Source organism: Exiguobacterium chiriqhucha RW-2, from assembly GCF_000416965.1.
GTDB lineage: Bacteria > Bacillota > Bacilli > Exiguobacteriales > Exiguobacteriaceae > Exiguobacterium > Exiguobacterium chiriqhucha.
In genome coordinates this window covers 814,001-831,710 of sequence record NZ_ATCL01000020.1, presented here as the reverse complement: position 1 = coordinate 831,710, position 17,710 = coordinate 814,001, and the positions used below count along the sequence as shown (strand labels likewise).

18 protein-coding genes are annotated in these 17,710 nt (G+C 51.8%); 14 read left to right on the top strand and 4 right to left on the bottom strand.

Annotated elements, in window-relative coordinates:
- Window positions 1–106: 106 nt before the first annotated feature.
- Window positions 107–1,045 (top strand): alcohol dehydrogenase catalytic domain-containing protein, encoded by a 939-nt coding sequence (locus M467_RS28365; protein ID WP_021067599.1) that lies wholly within the window; start codon window positions 107–109, stop codon window positions 1,043–1,045.
- A 43-nt stretch (window positions 1,046–1,088) separates the two neighbouring features.
- The gene (locus tag M467_RS28360; RefSeq protein ID WP_021067598.1) at window positions 1,089–1,637 is read left to right on the top strand and encodes a GNAT family N-acetyltransferase; all 549 of its coding nucleotides are present in this window, start codon (window positions 1,089–1,091) and stop codon (window positions 1,635–1,637) included.
- On the opposite strand, the gene M467_RS28355 is transcribed toward M467_RS28360, so the two are convergent.
- Window positions 1,638–2,033: a hypothetical protein gene (locus M467_RS28355; protein WP_021067597.1), complete on the bottom strand. Its 396-nt coding sequence runs from the start codon at window positions 2,031–2,033 to the stop codon at window positions 1,638–1,640.
- 84 nt (window positions 2,034–2,117) lie between these two features.
- Entirely contained in the window at window positions 2,118–3,116 is a 999-nt protein-coding gene (locus tag M467_RS28350; protein ID WP_021067596.1) for a site-specific integrase, read from the bottom strand.
- 102 nt (window positions 3,117–3,218) lie between these two features.
- On the opposite strand from M467_RS28350, the gene hflX reads away from it, so the two are divergent.
- The 5 genes from hflX to M467_RS28325 all read left to right on the top strand — a co-directional run bounded on the left by hflX (window position 3,219) and on the right by M467_RS28325 (window position 8,914).
- Entirely contained in the window at window positions 3,219–4,463 is a 1,245-nt protein-coding gene (hflX, locus tag M467_RS28345) for a GTPase HflX (RefSeq protein ID WP_021067595.1), read from the top strand.
- Between the two features lie 7 nt (window positions 4,464–4,470).
- Window positions 4,471–5,766, top strand: coding sequence for a methionine gamma-lyase family protein (locus M467_RS28340; protein WP_034797348.1), 1,296 nt, complete (start codon window positions 4,471–4,473; stop codon window positions 5,764–5,766).
- Between the two features lie 93 nt (window positions 5,767–5,859).
- Window positions 5,860–6,258: a MerR family transcriptional regulator gene (locus M467_RS28335; protein WP_021067593.1), complete on the top strand. Its 399-nt coding sequence runs from the start codon at window positions 5,860–5,862 to the stop codon at window positions 6,256–6,258.
- A 46-nt stretch (window positions 6,259–6,304) separates the two neighbouring features.
- The gene (gene glnA / locus M467_RS28330; RefSeq protein WP_021067592.1) at window positions 6,305–7,645 is read left to right on the top strand and encodes a type I glutamate--ammonia ligase; all 1,341 of its coding nucleotides are present in this window, start codon (window positions 6,305–6,307) and stop codon (window positions 7,643–7,645) included.
- 168 nt (window positions 7,646–7,813) lie between these two features.
- A complete protein-coding gene (locus M467_RS28325; RefSeq protein ID WP_021067591.1) occupies window positions 7,814–8,914 on the top strand; it encodes a DNA alkylation repair protein in 1,101 nt (366 codons plus the stop codon).
- A gap of 85 nt (window positions 8,915–8,999) precedes the next feature.
- On the opposite strand, the gene M467_RS28320 is transcribed toward M467_RS28325, so the two are convergent.
- Both M467_RS28320 and lexA read right to left on the bottom strand, forming a co-directional pair.
- Window positions 9,000–9,440: a metal-binding protein gene (locus tag M467_RS28320; protein ID WP_021067590.1), complete on the bottom strand. Its 441-nt coding sequence runs from the start codon at window positions 9,438–9,440 to the stop codon at window positions 9,000–9,002.
- Window positions 9,440–10,060 (bottom strand): transcriptional repressor LexA, encoded by a 621-nt coding sequence (gene lexA / locus M467_RS28315; RefSeq protein ID WP_021067589.1) that lies wholly within the window; start codon window positions 10,058–10,060, stop codon window positions 9,440–9,442. The genes M467_RS28320 and lexA overlap by 1 nt, the downstream gene beginning before the upstream one ends.
- Before the next feature lie 205 nt (window positions 10,061–10,265).
- Here lexA and M467_RS28310 point away from each other — a divergent pair, with 205 nt between their 5' ends.
- The 7 genes from M467_RS28310 (at window position 10,266) to M467_RS28280 (ending at window position 17,694) form a co-directional block, all read left to right on the top strand.
- Window positions 10,266–10,502 (top strand): hypothetical protein, encoded by a 237-nt coding sequence (locus M467_RS28310; protein WP_021067588.1) that lies wholly within the window; start codon window positions 10,266–10,268, stop codon window positions 10,500–10,502.
- Between the two features lie 72 nt (window positions 10,503–10,574).
- Window positions 10,575–11,219: a YneB family resolvase-like protein gene (locus tag M467_RS28305; RefSeq protein ID WP_021067587.1), complete on the top strand. Its 645-nt coding sequence runs from the start codon at window positions 10,575–10,577 to the stop codon at window positions 11,217–11,219.
- Window positions 11,220–11,279: 60 nt separating this feature from the next.
- Complete coding sequence (locus M467_RS28300) at window positions 11,280–11,513, top strand: DUF896 domain-containing protein (RefSeq protein ID WP_021067586.1); 234 nt, start codon at window positions 11,280–11,282, stop codon at window positions 11,511–11,513.
- A gap of 198 nt (window positions 11,514–11,711) precedes the next feature.
- Window positions 11,712–13,703, top strand: a complete 1,992-nt coding sequence (gene tkt, locus M467_RS28295; protein WP_031200265.1) for a transketolase — start codon at window positions 11,712–11,714, stop codon at window positions 13,701–13,703.
- A 123-nt stretch (window positions 13,704–13,826) separates the two neighbouring features.
- Window positions 13,827–14,057 (top strand): YneF family protein, encoded by a 231-nt coding sequence (locus tag M467_RS28290; RefSeq protein WP_021067584.1) that lies wholly within the window; start codon window positions 13,827–13,829, stop codon window positions 14,055–14,057.
- A 129-nt stretch (window positions 14,058–14,186) separates the two neighbouring features.
- Window positions 14,187–15,941 (top strand): ABC transporter transmembrane domain-containing protein, encoded by a 1,755-nt coding sequence (locus M467_RS28285; protein WP_029595352.1) that lies wholly within the window; start codon window positions 14,187–14,189, stop codon window positions 15,939–15,941.
- Entirely contained in the window at window positions 15,931–17,694 is a 1,764-nt protein-coding gene (locus M467_RS28280) for an ABC transporter ATP-binding protein (RefSeq protein ID WP_021067582.1), read from the top strand. Before M467_RS28285 ends, M467_RS28280 begins: the two co-directional genes overlap by 11 nt.
- Window positions 17,695–17,710 lie beyond the last annotated feature (16 nt).

Here is a 17,710-nt window from a genome sequence, read left to right as displayed (position 1 = left end):
TACATATTTACACCGCTCTCTACATAATATTAAAATAATTATACAAAAAATGATTATTTATGTAAACTAAACGTGTGGATAAAATTGTAATTCGTAGGAGGGGCAGATGATTCAACAATCGTTAAAATTAGTGGGGAAAAAACAACTGCGTTGGGATTCAGATCAGCTACCGGCTTTAGCGCCGGATGAAGTGTTGATTCAGACAATCACGACTTCTGTCAGCATAGGTGCCGAACTCCCCCAATATGAAGCGACCGACCTGACCGACCCGTCGCCTGACTATCCGCGAAAAGTAGGCTATGAAAGTTATGGCGTCATCATGAACGTAGGAACCGAAGTCACATCGCTTCATATCGGGGATCGAGTACTCGCATTTTATGGGCAACAATCATATGGCATCGTCTCTGAACATAAAGCGTTCCACGTACCGGCAGAGATTGATGATAAATCGGCCTTGTTAGCCATCTTGTCGTGTGATGCCGCCAAAGGGGTTAGAAAATTGAACCCTTCGCCCACCGATGCGGTCATTGTCGCCGGCATGGGCACGATGGGTCTACTTGCGGTTTACTATTTAAAGGCCTTTTATGGAGTGGTAAAAGTGGATGCGATTGAGCCGGACCCTGCTCGGAGAGAACTAGCTAAAGCGTTTGGGGTAACGACCGTATACGTGCCGAACGAAGTGGGGTTCGACTGCTATGACTCCGGCATCGAGTGTTCAGCGAGCAATGCTGCATTTGCCTTACTCCAGCAAGCCGTGAAACCGGGACAATCGATTTGCGTGTTATCGGACGGGAATAAAGAGACGCTCGTCCTTCAACCTGAATTCTATGAAAAAGAGTTACAGGTTATGGGGTCGAGTGACGGCTGGGACTATCCGGAACACTTTCAGTGGTATTTCGAATCGGTTCAGCAGGCCGAATATGTCAAACAGATTTTTGACATGGAGATTCAACGAGACGACTTGATTCGCACGTTTAGTGAGTTGAGTGAACGGACCATCCATCCGTTAAAGATTGCTGTCACGTATCCACATGCAAAGGAATAAATCGTTACATCAATATTGGAAACAGGGAAAGGACGGGGGAAACATGCTCGACTATAAAGTAAATGAGGATTTATCGCTACGGATGTTTAACGTGAACGACGCGGAGGCGTTGTTCCAATTGACGATGGCGTCGAAGCCATACCTTCGCGAGTGGCTCGGTTGGCTCGATTATACCGAGACGGTCGAGGATTCGCGACAAAATATCGAGGGACGAATTAAAGGATTGATGGAGACGGGCGGGTATCCGAAATCGTTCGCAATTGTGTATCAGGGCGAGCTCGCCGGGACAATCGGCTTCAACGACATCGACCGGGGCATCAAGTGCGGGACGGTCGGCTATTGGCTCGGCCAAGAGTTTCAAGGGAAGGGCATTATGAGTCAAGCACTCGAGACGGTCATCGATTACGGGTTCCGTGACTTGAAACTTGATAAAATCGAGATTCGGGTCGCGACCGGAAACATGAAGAGCCGGGCCTTGCCGGAACGGTTCGGCTTCCTCGAAGAAGGGGTGCTCCGCAATGCGGAGTGGCTCTATGACCATTACGTCGATCACGTCGTGTACGGATTGTTGCGAGACGAGTGGGCCCACTGACTACAACGTGTTGAAATGATGGCCGAGCAGTTGGTCGACCGTATAAAAAACGAGGGCACTGCATATTCCGAGTAACGATGCGAAATTAAGTACGCCTGTCTCGAAGATGGATGGATCGAACATTAGTCCGTATGGAAGCACAAACAACCAGCCAGCGATAAGATGAAACACCAAAGACGTCATCCGTTTCGAACGGAATGGCGTCTTTTGACTGATATACTCGGATAGTAGCGACGTGAACGTCCCGTAGATGAACACGATCGGAATCGCATAAAGCAGATAGATGGCCACACTAGGTCCATATGACAGCCCGAGCGCTTCGGGGAATAAGAACGGCAACACGACTGGAATAATGAATAGACTGATGAGGGCGGACTGGATTTTCTGAAAGAGCATAAGACGACCACCTTTCTGACAGTAAGTATGGGAAAAACGAGGCGTCCTATATAAAAAGTCGTCACCTTCAAAGATGACGACTCGTTACGGGGTGACTCTGCCTGACTCGAAAAGCGTCGCGCCGAACTCCGCATACGCCTGCTCATAACGCCTGAGCGATGACTCTTTATGCATACACGTCACGTTCATCCGCTCGAGTGACGTCATGTCGGTAGCATACGTCTTCAAGACGTGGGCGTTCCGGAGCATCGACGGTGTGACCGAACGGGTAAGGCCGCTGCGTTCATTCAACTGGCGCATCATCTTCGTGATCATGACGATCGTCAGCTGTTTCGGCTGGTTCTTCGCATACACCCAACGGAACGTCATCCGGGAGAAGTCGAACGAGACGAAGACGGGGTCGTCCGAGTACCAACGCGGACGGACGGGCGTCGGGATGTCGGCCAAATAGTTCATAAGGAGCGTCTGGTCCTCTTGACTGAGTTTCAACGTGAATCGGTTGCCGAGTCGGTCATAGACGTCGAACTCATGGCTCGCGAGATGCAGGTCGTTCATCCGGAGGCGGATGATATGGTGCACCCGGAGCCCATATTTATAGAACAACGTGACGATCAGCTCGTTCCGATTGACGAGATACGGATGCGCCTGAAGCTGATTCTCACTCAACCCGCTTGTCGAGCGGATCGTCCGGACGAGTTTGCTGAACTCGGCGGGCAAGGCAATCTGGTCGACGGTGAGCGTATGGGCCGGTTGGGCATAGGCGAGCATCTTTTTGCGGAGCGGATTTAAAAAGACGGTCAAGCTATTGATGACGGTGACGATTCGGGCGACCGTCGCCTGTTGGTATTGCTTCTCTTCGATGAGGAAGTCGTTGACGAACGTCTTCCACGATTCGAGCGGGACGGCGAGCCACGCCTCTGGGGCCTCGAGCTCGACGTTATGGTCATGAAAGTATTTGTGCACATCAATCAAATCGTATCGATAGCGTTTCAGCGTCGACGGTTGGCGGCCGCTCGCGCCGAGATGGAACAAGTACGCCTCGATATATTCAGGCAATGGATACTCTTTTCTACGTTTCGTCATGGACGTTCCTCCTTCTCCTCATATCGTACCACAAACGGACGTTCTCCATTCGCCGTTTCGTGGTAAGATGGAGGATGAGACTTATAGGAATGAGGGATTTTTATGCAACGAGAGAAAGTCATTATCGTCGGATGTCAATTACCGACTGTCGACGATTGGACATATGAACAATCGATGGGGGAACTCGTCGAATTGGTCGATACGGCACGAGGTGAGGTCGTCGCCCGTCTCGACCAGAAACGGCAACAAGTCGACCGCCGCACGTTCATCGGGAAAGGGAAGGTCGAGGAGCTCGCGGTGCTCATCGAACAGTTTGAGCCGGACATCGTTATCTTCAACGCCGAGCTGTCGCCAGCCCAGTCGAAGAACATCCGCATCTCGCTGAACGACCCGGACGAGATGAAACTGATTGACCGGACGCAATTGATTCTAGACATCTTTGCCGGACGGGCCCAATCGAAAGAAGGGAAACTCCAAGTCGAACTCGCCCAAATGAACTACCTGCTCCCGCGTTTAATCGGACAAGGCACGCAACTGTCACGTCTCGGTGGCGGAATCGGGACACGGGGACCGGGTGAAACGAAACTCGAGTCGGACCGCCGGCACATCAAGCGCCGCATCGATGAGATTAAGAAAAATCTCGAAGGCACCGTCGCGCACCGTGACCGTTACCGCGAACGTCGGAAAGAGAACCGTGTGTTCCAAGTCGCGCTCGTCGGATATACGAACGCCGGAAAATCAACGATTTTCAACCGCTTGACGGACGCCGATACGTACGAACAGGACGAATTGTTCGCGACGCTCGATCCGCTCACGCGTGAGCTCGAATTGCCGCGCGGCGGGAAAGTGCTCATCACGGATACGGTCGGATTTATTCGCGACTTGCCGACGAAACTCGTCGCCGCGTTCCGCTCGACGCTCGAGGAAGTGCTCGGGGCTGACCTCGTCTTGCACGTCATCGATTCGTCAAACCCGCACTACATGAACCAGATCGACACGACCAACTCGGTCTTAACGGAACTCGGCGCGAGTGAGTTGCCGCAGCTCGAGGTATACAATAAGAAAGACCGGTTGACCGAAGACTTCGTCGGCGGACCGCTCGTCATCTCGGCGCTCGACTCGAACGATATCGAGACGCTCATCGGCGCGATCGAAGATAAGATTGCGGATGTGTTGACGAAAGTACACGTCATCTTGCCGGTCCGCTCGTTCGAGCATTACCATCCGGCCAAAGATTCGATGTATCGTCTCGAGGAGAAGTTCCTCGATGACGGTTCGGTCGAACTCGTTGGATATATGAGAGAAGACACGCGTCTATATGCGACGCTGAAACAATTTGAGGTGTGAAACAATGATGTGGCAAGAAAAGATTGCGTATTATGATGAATTGGCCCCGTTCGTGACCGAGGCGGAAGAACGGGTAAAACCATATTTTGAAACAATCGAGGCGACGGCGGAGTTCAACCAATACCGTGTCCTCGAGTCGTTCAAAAAGCATAAAGTGTCGGATTTTCATTTCAATCCGACGACCGGGTACGGCTATGACGATATCGGACGCGACACGCTCGAGTCGATTTATGCTGACGTGTTCGGGGCGGACCTCGCCCTGTGCCGTCCGCAAATCATCTCTGGGACGCACGCCATCGGGATCGCCTTGTTCGGTGTGTTGTTGCCAGGGGATGAACTGCTTTATATCACCGGCAAGCCGTACGATACGCTCGAAGAGATCGTCGGGATTCGGGGAGACGGCCGTGGCTCGCTCAAAGAGCTCGGAGTCGGCTACGACACGGTCGAATTGAAAGACGACCAGATCGACGTCGAGACCGTCATCGCACGGATTCGCCCTGAGACGAAGCTCGTCGGCATCCAACGCTCAAAAGGTTACGCCAACCGACGCAGCATTCCGGTCCAAGAAATCGGTGAGGCGATCGCGAAAATCAAGGCGGCACACCCGCACGTCTTCATCTTCGTCGACAACTGTTACGGCGAGTTCGTCGAGACGATCGAACCGACCCACGTCGGGGCCGATCTCATGGCCGGCTCGCTCATCAAGAACCCGGGTGGCGGCTTGGCGAAGACGGGTGGCTATATCGCCGGGACGAAAGAACTCGTCGAACGCTGCTCGTTCCGCATGACGACACCTGGCATCGGCAGCGAGGCCGGTCCGTCGCTCTATTCGTTACAAGAGATGTATCAAGGGTTTTATATGGCGCCGCACACGGTCGCCCAAGCGTTGAAAGGGGCGCACTTGACGGCGAGCCTGCTCGGATTGCTCGGTTTCGAGACCGATCCGCATTATACGACGCCCCGGACCGATTTGATTCAATCGGTGACGTTCCGCGACCGCGACAAGATGATTGCGTTCTGTCAGAGCATCCAGATGGCGTCGCCGGTCAATGCGCATGCGTTACCGGTACCGGCCTATATGCCGGGGTATGAGGATGACGTTATCATGGCGGCCGGGACGTTCATTCAAGGCTCGTCGATTGAATTGTCGGCCGACGGTCCGCTCCGCGCGCCTTACACGGCCTACGTTCAAGGCGGATTGACTTACGCCCACGTCAAGGTCGCGCTCATGCTCGCCTTGAGCCAATTGCGGACGAAAGAGCTCGTCACATTTGACCGTGACAATATCTCACAGAAGTTGTAACCGAAATGTCATGTTAACTTTCTTAACATCTATTGACAGGTAAGTTGTCATGTATTATTCTCACAGTGTGAGACAGAAAAGGAGGGGTAAGAGATGGCCGATCAATTTCGTCGCTCCAACCCGTTGTTTCCGATTGGAATCGTTCAAGATTTGACACAGCTGACAGGTAGACAGATTCGGTACTATGAAGAACAGGGTCTAATTTCGCCTAGTCGGACGGAATCGAAACGACGGCTCTATTCCTTTAATGATGTCGAACGTCTACTCACGATCAAGGATTTTATCGACCAAGGCTTCAACTTGGCGGCGATTCGTCATATGCTCGACAACACGGACGCCAAAGATGCGGAATCACCAAAGGCACCGGTCGATGAAGCACCGAAGATCTCTGAACAAGAGTTACACAAATTATTGAAAACACAGCTTCAAGAAGCTGGCCGTTTCAATAAGACGTCGCTCATTCAAGGTGAGCTGTCACGTTTTTATCGATGACGCCAGTACACTAACCATTACACAATGTGAGAGGGGACATTTCACCATGGCCAGAAAAACGTTCACGAAAGAAGACATCAAACGCATCGCACAAGAAGAGGACGTACGCTTTATTCGTCTTCAATTCACGGATATCCTCGGTACGATCAAAAACGTCGAGGTTCCGATCAGCCAATTGGACAAAGCACTTGATAACAAGATGATGTTCGATGGCTCTTCAATCGAAGGGTTCGTACGCATCGAGGAATCAGACATGAACCTCTATCCAGACCTTGACACATGGGTTGTCTTCCCGTGGACAGACGGCAGCGGTAAAGTCGCTCGCTTGATTTGTGATATTTATACTCCGGACGGAAAACCGTTCAGCGGTGACCCGCGCGGCAATTTGAAGCGTAACCTCGAGCGCATGCAGAAGCTCGGTTTCACAGCATTCAACGTCGGACCAGAGCCTGAGTTCTTCCTCTTCAAGAAAGACTTGAACGGCCAACCGACACTCGAACTTAACGACCAAGGCGGTTACTTCGACTTGGCACCGGTCGACCTCGGCGAGAACTGCCGTAAAGAGATCGTCATCGAGCTCGAAAACATGGGCTTCGAAATCGAAGCATCACACCACGAAGTCGCACCAGGTCAGCACGAGATCGACTTCAAATACGCAGATGCGGTCACGACGGCTGATAACATCCAAACGTTCAAACTCGTCGTCAAGACGATTGCAGCGAAATATGGTCTTCACGCGACGTTCATGCCGAAGCCACTCTTCGGTGTCAACGGTTCAGGGATGCACGCCAACATGTCGCTCTTCAAAGGTGACACGAACGTCTTCTACGATCCGAACGGCGAAATGGAACTCTCTGACACGGCTCGCGCCTTCACGGCAGGGATTCTCGAGCATGCCCGTGCATTCACGGCTGTTTGTAACCCGACTGTCAACTCGTACAAGCGTCTCGTTCCTGGTTATGAAGCACCTTGCTACGTAGCATGGAGCGCGCGCAACCGTTCACCACTCGTTCGTGTACCAGCGGCCCGTGGTCTCTCGACTCGAATCGAAGTACGTTCGGTCGACCCGGCAGCAAACCCGTACCTCGCTTTGGCCACACTATTGGCTGCAGGTCTCGATGGAATTGAGAAAGATATGACAGCACCGAAGCCAATCGACAGCAACATCTACGTCATGGACAAGCCAGAACGTGTTGCTAACGGGATTGACGATCTTCCGGCTACGCTCTTCGACGCGCTCGAAGTACTCCGTACTGACAAAGTCGTCATGGAATCGCTTGGCGAGCATATCGGTGAGCACTTCCTCGAGTTGAAAGAAATCGAGTGGGATATGTTCCGCACGCAAGTGACGGAGTGGGAACGCGATCAGTACATGACGCTCTACTAAGTCGACTAATAAGGGATATCCCCTTTAAAAACCAGAGCTCTGAATGAGTCTTCGCAAGAAGTGCTCATTCAGAGCTCTTTTTGTGTCATTCATTCTAATTAATCAATATAATGAAAAGCGGTTATTGAAAATATGAGCGTAATCGAAGCAGATAGAGGGGGCCAAGCAATGGCAACGCCATTAAAAGACGTGTATGATGAGGGGTTTTTATTAGAATTTGGGCGACGGATTCAATCCGTGTACCCATCGTTTGATATACAAGCATTTGTCGCATCAATCGTTGATGAGTCATGGGAAGCGTTAGCACTCAAAGCGCGGACTCGCCGTATCTCGACAAAGCTCGGCCAGTTTTTACCTGAAGATTACGAGTCCGCTTTGGACGTATTGGTTAACATTGCAGACGATTGTATCGGTTTTCCATATTTATTCTTTCCCGACTTCGTAGAAGTGTATGGACAGGCGGAAGAACATTGGGAACGCTCGATGTCAGCACTTGAACTCTTCACGCAGAAATCGTCTTCCGAATTCGCAATCAGAGCTTTTCTGCTTCGTGATTCGACGCGAGTGATGGATCGCATGATGGCATGGGCCAAGCATCTGAATGAGCATGTGCGGAGATTGGCAAGTGAAGGCTGTCGTCCTCGTCTTCCGTGGGCGGAGTCATTACCGATGTTCAGAGAAAATCCGGCTCCAGTGTTGGCAGTTTTAGAGTTATTAAAAGAAGACCCATCATTATATGTAAGGAAAAGTGTCGCCAACAATCTCAACGATATCTCGAAAGATCACCCGGAAGCCGTGCTCGAAGTCTCGCGTCGATGGCAAGGCGAACATCCCCATACCGACTGGGTCATCAGACACGCGTGCCGAACGTTAATTAAATCCGCACACCCGGACGCGTTAACATTGTTTGGTTATACGCAAGAAACGGATTTGACCGTCAACTCATCGATTACTATACATCCGAATGTGCTCAGCATAGGTGAGGCGTGCGAGATTCAGTATGATTTGGCGATTCGTCCAGGAGATGCCGCCTATATTCGGGTCGAATACGCCATCGATTTCATAAAAGCGAACGGGAAAGCGAGTCGTAAAGCTTTTCTGCTAGCGAACAAAATCGTCCCCGGGGGTGCGCGACTTGTAGCGAACAGGATGCACAGTTGGGCAGATTTGACGACTCGTCGGCATTATTCAGGGGAGCATCGTGTCGTTTTGCTGGTCAATGGACGAGAAGTGGCAGAACATCATGTCATGTTGCATAAAAGTTATTGAGCTTCTATATAATAAACAGTTCAGAAAGGGCAACCCAGTCTAGTAGACGGGTTGCCCTTTTAGGTGCATAGCATAAATGTTTGGCTTAAAAGGCACGTTTGAAGAACGTCGACGCATAATCGAGCGTCGTATGTAACGTCGTCGCGAAGACGAGTCCGAAGAAACAGGCGGCCCCGTTCAGGTCGAGCCACGATCTGGCAGCTTCCTCATACGGCGTGAACGTGAGCACGAGCGTGAGCGGGAAGCCTAGATAGATGACCCGGATCAAATCACTCAAGAGCGGCAGATGCGAGAATAACGACCGATGGGGCATAATCTTCACGTAAGGGAGCCAAAAGCCTCGGAGTGGTCCCCATCGATAATAGGCGTCCGACTTTAAGTCAAGGTCCGGGGAGAGCCAGAACGTCCCGATTAGGGCGCCGAATAGGAACACTGTCGGAATATCGATGTCAATAAAAGGCGTGGCAATCGCAAGAGCACCGATTGCCACGAGATTCGTACGGGTATGTGTCTTGCCACTCGCCATTAGTGAATCGTACGGTATACACCGATGACCTTCCCTAAAATCGACACGTTATCGAAATACATCGCTTCGAGTTCGTCGTTCTCCGGTTGAAGACGGACTTTCGAAGCTTCTTTATAAATCCGCTTCACTGTCGCTTCGCCTTCATCCGTCATGGCGACGACAATCTCTCCATTGTCGGCCGTGTTCTGTTGGCGGACGAGGACACGGTCCCCATCCAAGATGCCGGCGTTAATCATCGAGTCTCCCGATACCGAGAGCATGTAGACGTTGTCGGAACCGACGACGTGGGCCGGGAGCGGGAAGTGCTCTTCCACGTTCTCGATTGCCGTGATTGGCGTACCGGCCGTGACTTTCCCGATGACCGGCACGTACATGACGGCATCATGGTCTTCCACGACTGACATCTCTTCATCTAAAATTTCGATGGCACGTGGCTTCGTCTTGTCACGTCGAATCAATCCACGCTTCTCTAGACGGTCCAAGTGGCCGTGGACGGTCGAGCTCGATGCGAGTCCGACTGCCTCTCCGATTTCACGAACGGAAGGTGGATACCCTTTCGCCCGGACCTCGGCTTTTATAAAATCAAGAATCTGTTGTTGTCTTGCTGACATTTTTTTCAATGGATTTCACCTCGATTATGTCGAATAACCTGCGAACGCATCCTATTCTTTATGGGTTTAGTTTAACACAAGAACACATGAGCGCACAAACATTCGTTCGTTTTTTTCTACTTGACCGAACAGAAGTTCTTGTTTTATGATGAGAACAGATAAACGAACAGACGTTCTCGAGAACGTGTATTCTTATTCCCAGGAGGTAATCGTTATGAGAGACACAATCAATGGAATCATTTTAGTCGGCATGTTGGCACTTGGAATGTTCGCGTTTTATATGGTCGGGGAGATGCGCCACGACGTCGATGTCGTCGCGACCGAACCGGTGATCGAGCATAGCGTCGAAGAAGAAGTCGCCTTGACGGAGGCCGAGTCGCTCGAGGCACAGCTTCTCGCCGAACGCGCTGAGAAAGAAGACGACAAGACGACGTGGTTCGCCGCCGAATAATCTTTTCTGATTGCGAACAGCCCCCGAACCTGTGTATCGTAGAGGGCGAATGGAAAGAAAGGAAGTGACGGGATGCGAGTCGTCATTTATTGTCGCGTGTCGACGAACAAGTCCACGCAAGAGACGTCACTCGGTCGCCAAGCGGACGAACTGACGCGGATGGCGAAACGTCTTGACGCTGAAATCGTCGATGTGATCAGTGAGCAAGAGAGTGGGTATGAGGTCAATCGGACGGGGTTGCTCGATTTGTTGGAGCACGTCTCGACGTCTAATCTCGATGCCGTGCTCGTGAGCGATGACAGCCGCCTCGGACGAGGGAACGCGAAAATCGCCATCTTGCATACGCTCATGAAACATAACGTCCGCTTGTTGACGATGCAATCGTCCGATGAATACGTCGTCTCGGATGCCGAGAAGATGGTGCTTGAAATCGTCAGTGTCGTCGAGGAGTACCAGCGTAAAATCCATAATGCGAAAATCTCACGCGGCATGCGTCGGGCGGTCGCGAACGGGTTCAACCCGCACCGCAACATCCAACATCACGATCAAGGCGGTCGGAGCCGAATCGAAGTCCCGATCGAAGAGATCGTCCAACTGCGCGAGCGCGGACTGACGTTCGCTGAAATTGCCGCCACGCTACGTGGTTTTGGCTATGAGGTGTCGAAAGCGACCGTGAACCGTCGTTATTTGGAGCACGTATCAGTGCCAGAAACTTGATTCCTGCTCGCTGATTTTGTACAGTAGAAGAACAAATTCAGTAGAGAGGGGGCGAGCCTGATGCTAGCACCTGAACAGTTGGAGCGAATCAATTTTCTCGCCAACAAAGCCAAGACAGATGGACTGTCATCAGAAGAGATGGACGAGCAGCAAGCGCTGCGCCAACAATATTTGCAAGCGTTCCGCCAATCATTCAAATCACAAATGATGGGGATGAAGGTCGTCGATCCGGACGGGAACGATGTAACGCCTGAAAAATTGAAAGACGAGCAGAAACGACATCGCTCGGAGTGACCACGAATGCACATCCTATTTCATATAGGGTGTGCATGTTTGTTATACGCGAACGGGGATCAGGGGGACTTATTGGACTGATTTTGGACGAAAGGAAGTAAACGATTCCATTCAATGTGTTATACTAATTAATTAGTTGTGACACACGAATGAGTATGCTAAAATATGACGGGTAGAAACTTTGTAACAACAGAGAGGATGAAATTAGTGGAAACAACTACTAAAGAATTATTAGCGATTAACTCGATTCGGACGCTCTCGATTGATGCGGTCCAAAAAGCGAACTCTGGTCACCCGGGGATGCCGATGGGTGCGGCTCCGATGGCGTTCACACTTTGGACGGATAAGATGCGTCACAACCCGAAAAACCCGAACTGGTTCAACCGCGATCGGTTCGTTCTTTCAGCAGGACACGGTTCGATGCTCTTGTACTCGCTTCTTCACTTATCTGGTTACGACCTTTCACTCGACGATCTCAAATCGTTCCGTCAAATGGATTCGAAGACGCCTGGACACCCAGAGTACCGTCACACGGCTGGTGTCGACGCGACGACTGGACCGCTCGGCCAAGGGATTGCCATGGCAGTCGGTATGGCGATGGCTGAAAAACATTTGGAAGCGACTTACAACCGTGATGAGTTCAAAGTGGTTGACCACTTCACATACGGGATTTGCGGAGACGGTGACTTGATGGAAGGCGTGTCGGCAGAAGCTGCCTCACTCGCTGGTCACTTGAAACTCGGAAAGCTCGTCGTCCTTTATGATTCAAACGACATCTCACTCGATGGCGACCTTCACAAGTCGTTCTCAGAAAGCGTCGAAGATCGTTTCAACGCTTACGGCTGGCAAGTGATTCGCGTTGAAGATGGCACGGACATCGATACAATCGCGAAAGCAATCGACGAAGCGAAGGCGGAAACGTCGAAACCGACCCTCATCGAAGTGAAGACGGTCATCGGTTTCGGTTCACCGAACAAGTCAGGGAAATCGGCCTCACACGGCGCGCCGCTCGGCGAAGCTGAAATCGAGCTCACGAAGCAGTTCTATAAGTGGGAAGGCGAAAACTTCTACGTACCGACCGAAGTGTACGACTTGTTCAACGAGAAAGTCGTTGAGCCAGGTGCCAAAGCGGAAGCGGACTGGAACGAACTCGTCGCGGCTTACAAGTCGTCACACCCTGAACTCGGTGCACAGTTCGAGCGTGCAGTGAACAATGAGCTCCCAGAAGGTTGGGACAGCGAGTTGCCGACGTTCGAAATCGGTTCGAAGAAAGCGACACGTCAAACGAGCGGTGAAGTATTGAACGCAATCGCTAAAGCGGTGCCGACACTCTTCGGTGGTTCGGCTGACCTCGCAGGCTCGAACAACACGATGATTAAAGGTGCTGCGGATTTCGATGAAGATCCAGCAGGCCGTAACATCTGGTTCGGCGTCCGTGAATTCGCAATGGCAGCTGCCGTCAACGGTATGGCACTCCACGGTGGGGTCCTTCCTTACGGCGCGACATTCTTCGTCTTCTCAGACTATTTGCGTCCAGCGGTACGACTCGCGGCCCTCATGGGAATCCCATCGACGTTCGTCTTGACACACGATTCAATCGCGGTCGGCGAAGACGGCCCGACACACGAACCGGTCGAGCACTTGATGAGCTTCCGTGCGATGCCAAACTTGTCTGTTCTCCGTCCGGCTGACGGAAAAGAGACGATTGCGGCTTGGAAGCAAGCAATCACGACGAAATCATCACCGTCACTTCTCGTCTTGACGCGTCAAGCGTTGCCAGAACTCGAAGGCACGTCGATCGAAGAAGCGGCCAAAGGTGGCTACGTCGTCGCCGGTAACTCGAGCGAGGCGGACGTCCTCCTTCTCGGTACAGGTTCTGAAGTACACGTCCTCGTCGAAGCTCGCGAAGCACTCGCGGCTGACGGCGTGAACGCGGCTGTCGTCTCGATGCCTTCGTGGGAATTGTTCGAAGCACAGTCAGCAGAATACAAAGAGGCGGTCCTTCCTTCGTCAATCACGAAGCGTGTCTCGCTTGAAGCGGGCGCGACACTCGGCTGGTACAAATACGTCGGATTCGGCGGTAAAGTACTCGGAATCGACAAGTTCGGTGCCTCTGCCCCTGGGGATCTCCTCATGAAAGAATATGGCATGTCGGTCGACAACGTCGTCGCTGCTGTCAAATCACTTTAATCGCTTACTATCAGTGGTGGCCCGGAGTTTTGGGTCACCACTTTTTTTACAGACGACTAGCGAATTAGCGTAATATAGTGTATAGTAAAAAACGATGTTTCATATGGTAGAGGAGGTTAAGCCTTGAGTACATTATTCTGGATTCTTCTGATCGTGGCAGCACTAATCGGGGGTATTGCGATCGGTTTCTTTATCGCTCGTAAATACATGATGAACTACCTCGAACAGAACCCACCGATCAACGAAGATATGATTCGTACATTGATGATGCAAATGGGTCAAAAGCCGTCACAGAAGAAAGTCAACCAAGTGATGCGCGCCATGAACGTTCAAATGAAGAACGAAAAGAAATAAACCGGATCGACCGAAGCACTTTGCGCCCGCAAAGTGCTTTTTGTATCCATTTTTTGTTAGACAATCGAACAAACTTTCGCTAATCTAAAAGAATAGTCTGAATTCAAGACAACATAGGGGGTGTTTCAGATTCGTGTATTCAAACAATTGGCTTGGTTCTTCAAGCTCGAATGGCGGACGTATGCGCTCGGTATCGTCCTACTCATGTTCGTTGCGGCGCTCGAACTCGTGCCGCCACGCATCATCGGCCGAATCGTCGATGAGATCAACCGAGAATCGCTCGAAACAGATTTATTGTGGATGTTGCTCGGCGGGCTCGCGGCCGTCGGCATCGGAAACTATGTGGCCCGCTTCTTCTGGCGGTACTTCATCTTTGGAGCATCGATTCGGCTCGGTCGGATGTTGCGGAGTCAGCTCTATCGCCATTTCACCGATTTAGATCAACGCTTTTATAAGAAGTCGCGGGTCGGGGATTTGATGGCCCATGCGACGAACGATGTCCAAGCCGTCTCGACGACGGCGGGTGCGGGGATTTTGACACTCGTCGACAGCATTACCATGGGGACGTTCGTCATCATCACGATGGTGACGACGATTAGTTGGAAGTTGACGGTCGTAGCGCTGTTGCCGCTGCCGATCATGGTCGCGTTAACGACACGATACGGCAAACTATTACATAATCGGTTCGGGGTCGCTCAGGCGGCGTTCTCCGAACTGAATGACAAAGTCCAAGAGAGCGTCAGCGGTGTCCGGGTATTGAAATCGGCCGGAGAAGTCGGCCGCGACGTCGACTCGTTCGAGAAGTTATCCGACGAGGTCATGGCGAAGAACGTCCGCGTCGCCAAAATCGATGCCCTATACGACCCGACCATCTTCGGAATCGTCGGCCTCTCGTATATCCTATCGATTGGCTATGGGGCCTATTTGATTGAACAAGGCGAGCTGACAATCGGTCAAATCGTCAGTTTCACGGCGTATCTCAGTTTGCTCACATGGCCGATGCTCGCGTTCGGCTGGCTGTTCAATATCGTCGAACGCGGTCGTGCGTCTTATGACCGAATCGAGCGAATGCTCGCCGTCAAACCTGAGATTCAAGATGATCCGATGGCGGCGACGAAACTTGCCCATTCGGAGATTGAGGCAGACATTCATGCTTTCCGCTATGATGAGACACCCGTCTTACAAGACGTGTCGTTCCGAATCGAACGCGGTCGCACGCTCGGAATTGTCGGACGGACCGGCTCCGGTAAAACGACAATCGTTCGGTTGTTGACGCGGGAGTATGACGTCCATGACGGCACGATTAAAATCGGCGGCATCAATATCCGACAGGTGAAAAAGTCACTTCTGCTCGACAAGGTCGCCGTTGTCCCGCAAGACCACTTCTTGTTCAGCGACTCGATTGCGAACAATATCGCGTTCGGCAAACCGGAAGCAAAACTTGACGAGATTATGGAAGCAGCTAAAATCGCCGAAGTGCATGATGACATCATGCGGTTACCAGAAGGTTATGCCACGCTTGTAGGCGAACGGGGCGTGACGCTATCGGGCGGCCAAAAACAACGCATCTCGATTGCACGTGCGCTCATGATCGAGGCGGACGTATTGATTCTAGACGATGCTCTCTCCGCCGTCGATGCGAAGACGGAAGAAGCGATCATCGAGCATTTCCGGGCCGGGAATCCCGATCAATCTCGGTTGATTGTCGCGCACCGACTGTCTGCGGTCGAGCACGCCGACGAGATTCTCGTTCTCGAAGACGGTCGTATCATCCAACGGGGCCGGCATCAGGACTTGATTCGCGAACCGGGATGGTACAAAGATACGTATGATCGTCAACAGCTCGAAGCAATCGTAGAAGGGGGTGGCCACCATGAAGCATGACGTTCAGGAATGGGCGGTCATCAAACGTCTATTGGCGTATACGAATCGTTACTCACGCCCACTCAGTCTCGCTTTCGTGTTCTTGTTGCTCGCCACCGGTGCGAAGCTCGCGGGACCGTTTTTAATCAAGGTCTTTATTGATGAGTTCGTGACGCCAGGCGTCTATCCGACGAACTGGGTCGTCACATTGCTCGTCGTTTATTTGGTCTTGCATGTGTCGGCGATCATCTTCGACTATTTACAGTCAATTTCATTCCAAAAAATCGCCTTAAAAATCGTTCAAAACATTCGGATGGATATTTTCCGTCACGTCATGGGCATGCGGCTCGCCTATTTCGACCGGACGCCAGCAGGCGTACTCGTCTCGCGGATTACGAACGACACCGAGGCGGTCAAGGAGCTGTACGTCGGGGTGATGAGTACGTTCGTCCAATCGGCCGTGCAGCTGCTCGGGACATACGTGTTTCTCTATATCCTCGAACCGACGCTCGCAACGATGGGGCTTGTGCTCGTGCCGTTGTTCTGGCTCATCATCTGGGTGTATCGTCGCTACTCGACAAAGTACTTCGCGCAAGTGCGTGATCTGCTGTCACAATTGAACGGACAGTTGAATGAGTCGATTAACGGGATGGGAATCGTTCAACAGTTTCGTCAAGAAGAGCGGCTTGTCCGCCAATTCGAAGAGACGAACGAAGCCCACCAAGAAGCACGTTATCGGAACTTGAAGCTCGACAGTATGTTGTTGCGACCGATCATCGAATTGTTGCTCGCCTTCTCCATCATCGGGCTGCTCGGTTATTACGGCGTCTTGTCAACGACCGAGCAAGTACAGGTCGGGGTCGTTTACGCCTTTATCAGCTATATCGAACGAATCTTCCGTCCCGTGCTCGATATCATGCAACGATTGAGTGAATTTCAACAGGCGGTCGTTTCGGCGGACCGAGTCTTCAAAGTCTTGGACACGGATGAACCGGCCCCAGGTAAGAGCTTAGAGGGAACGGCTGAAATTGGCTCCGGGGAAGTGCGTTTCGAGAACGTCACGTTCAGCTATGACGGGGAAGTCGACGTATTGAAACATATCTCGTTCGTCGCCAAGCCGGGCGAGACGGTCGCACTTGTCGGTCATACCGGGAGCGGGAAGAGTTCAATCATCAACTTGTTGACTCGGTTCTATCCGTATCAATCAGGACAAATCACGATTGATGGGCATCCGATCGAGCAGTTCGAGGAAGCCGAGCTTCGAGCCAAAGTCGGCCTTGTGCTCCAGGACCCGTTTTTGTTCACGGGGACGATCGAGGACAACTTAAAACTATTTAACCCGACAATCGACTCTGACAAAGTCCGGGAAGCAGCTGAGTTCGTCCAAGCCCATACGTTCGTCGAGAAACTCGAGGCCGGTTACGGGCATACGGTCGGTGAACGGGGGGCGACGTTCTCGAGTGGGGAACGGCAATTGCTCGCGTTTGCTCGGACGGTCGCTCGCGATCCGAAAATCTTGATTTTGGATGAGGCGACGAGTTCGATTGATACTGAGACCGAGGAACGCGTTCAACTCGCCCTCGAGCGGATGAGACGTGGTCGGACGACGATTGCCATCGCACACCGACTCTCGACAATTCAAGATGCCGACTTGATACTCGTCCTCCATCGTGGTGAAATCGTCGAACGAGGTAATCATCAATCGTTATTGAAACAAGACGGGCTCTACAAAAAGATGTATGAACTTCAATCAGGCCAACGTCTGATGTCATAAATTACAAAAAAAGACG

Coding starts and splice junctions, on each gene's coding strand:
- M467_RS28365 (WP_021067599.1), top strand. CDS start 107: ATGATTCAACAATCGTTAAAATTAGTGGGGAAAAAACAACTGCGTTGG.
- M467_RS28360 (WP_021067598.1), top strand. CDS start 1,089: ATGCTCGACTATAAAGTAAATGAGGATTTATCGCTACGGATGTTTAAC.
- M467_RS28355 (WP_021067597.1), bottom strand. CDS start 2,033: ATGCTCTTTCAGAAAATCCAGTCCGCCCTCATCAGTCTATTCATTATT.
- M467_RS28350 (WP_021067596.1), bottom strand. CDS start 3,116: ATGACGAAACGTAGAAAAGAGTATCCATTGCCTGAATATATCGAGGCG.
- hflX (WP_021067595.1), top strand. CDS start 3,219: ATGCAACGAGAGAAAGTCATTATCGTCGGATGTCAATTACCGACTGTC.
- M467_RS28340 (WP_034797348.1), top strand. CDS start 4,471: ATGTGGCAAGAAAAGATTGCGTATTATGATGAATTGGCCCCGTTCGTG.
- M467_RS28335 (WP_021067593.1), top strand. CDS start 5,860: ATGGCCGATCAATTTCGTCGCTCCAACCCGTTGTTTCCGATTGGAATC.
- glnA (WP_021067592.1), top strand. CDS start 6,305: ATGGCCAGAAAAACGTTCACGAAAGAAGACATCAAACGCATCGCACAA.
- M467_RS28325 (WP_021067591.1), top strand. CDS start 7,814: ATGGCAACGCCATTAAAAGACGTGTATGATGAGGGGTTTTTATTAGAA.
- M467_RS28320 (WP_021067590.1), bottom strand. CDS start 9,440: ATGGCGAGTGGCAAGACACATACCCGTACGAATCTCGTGGCAATCGGT.
- M467_RS28310 (WP_021067588.1), top strand. CDS start 10,266: ATGAGAGACACAATCAATGGAATCATTTTAGTCGGCATGTTGGCACTT.
- M467_RS28305 (WP_021067587.1), top strand. CDS start 10,575: ATGCGAGTCGTCATTTATTGTCGCGTGTCGACGAACAAGTCCACGCAA.
- M467_RS28300 (WP_021067586.1), top strand. CDS start 11,280: ATGCTAGCACCTGAACAGTTGGAGCGAATCAATTTTCTCGCCAACAAA.
- tkt (WP_031200265.1), top strand. CDS start 11,712: ATGAAATTAGTGGAAACAACTACTAAAGAATTATTAGCGATTAACTCG.
- M467_RS28280 (WP_021067582.1), top strand. CDS start 15,931: ATGAAGCATGACGTTCAGGAATGGGCGGTCATCAAACGTCTATTGGCG.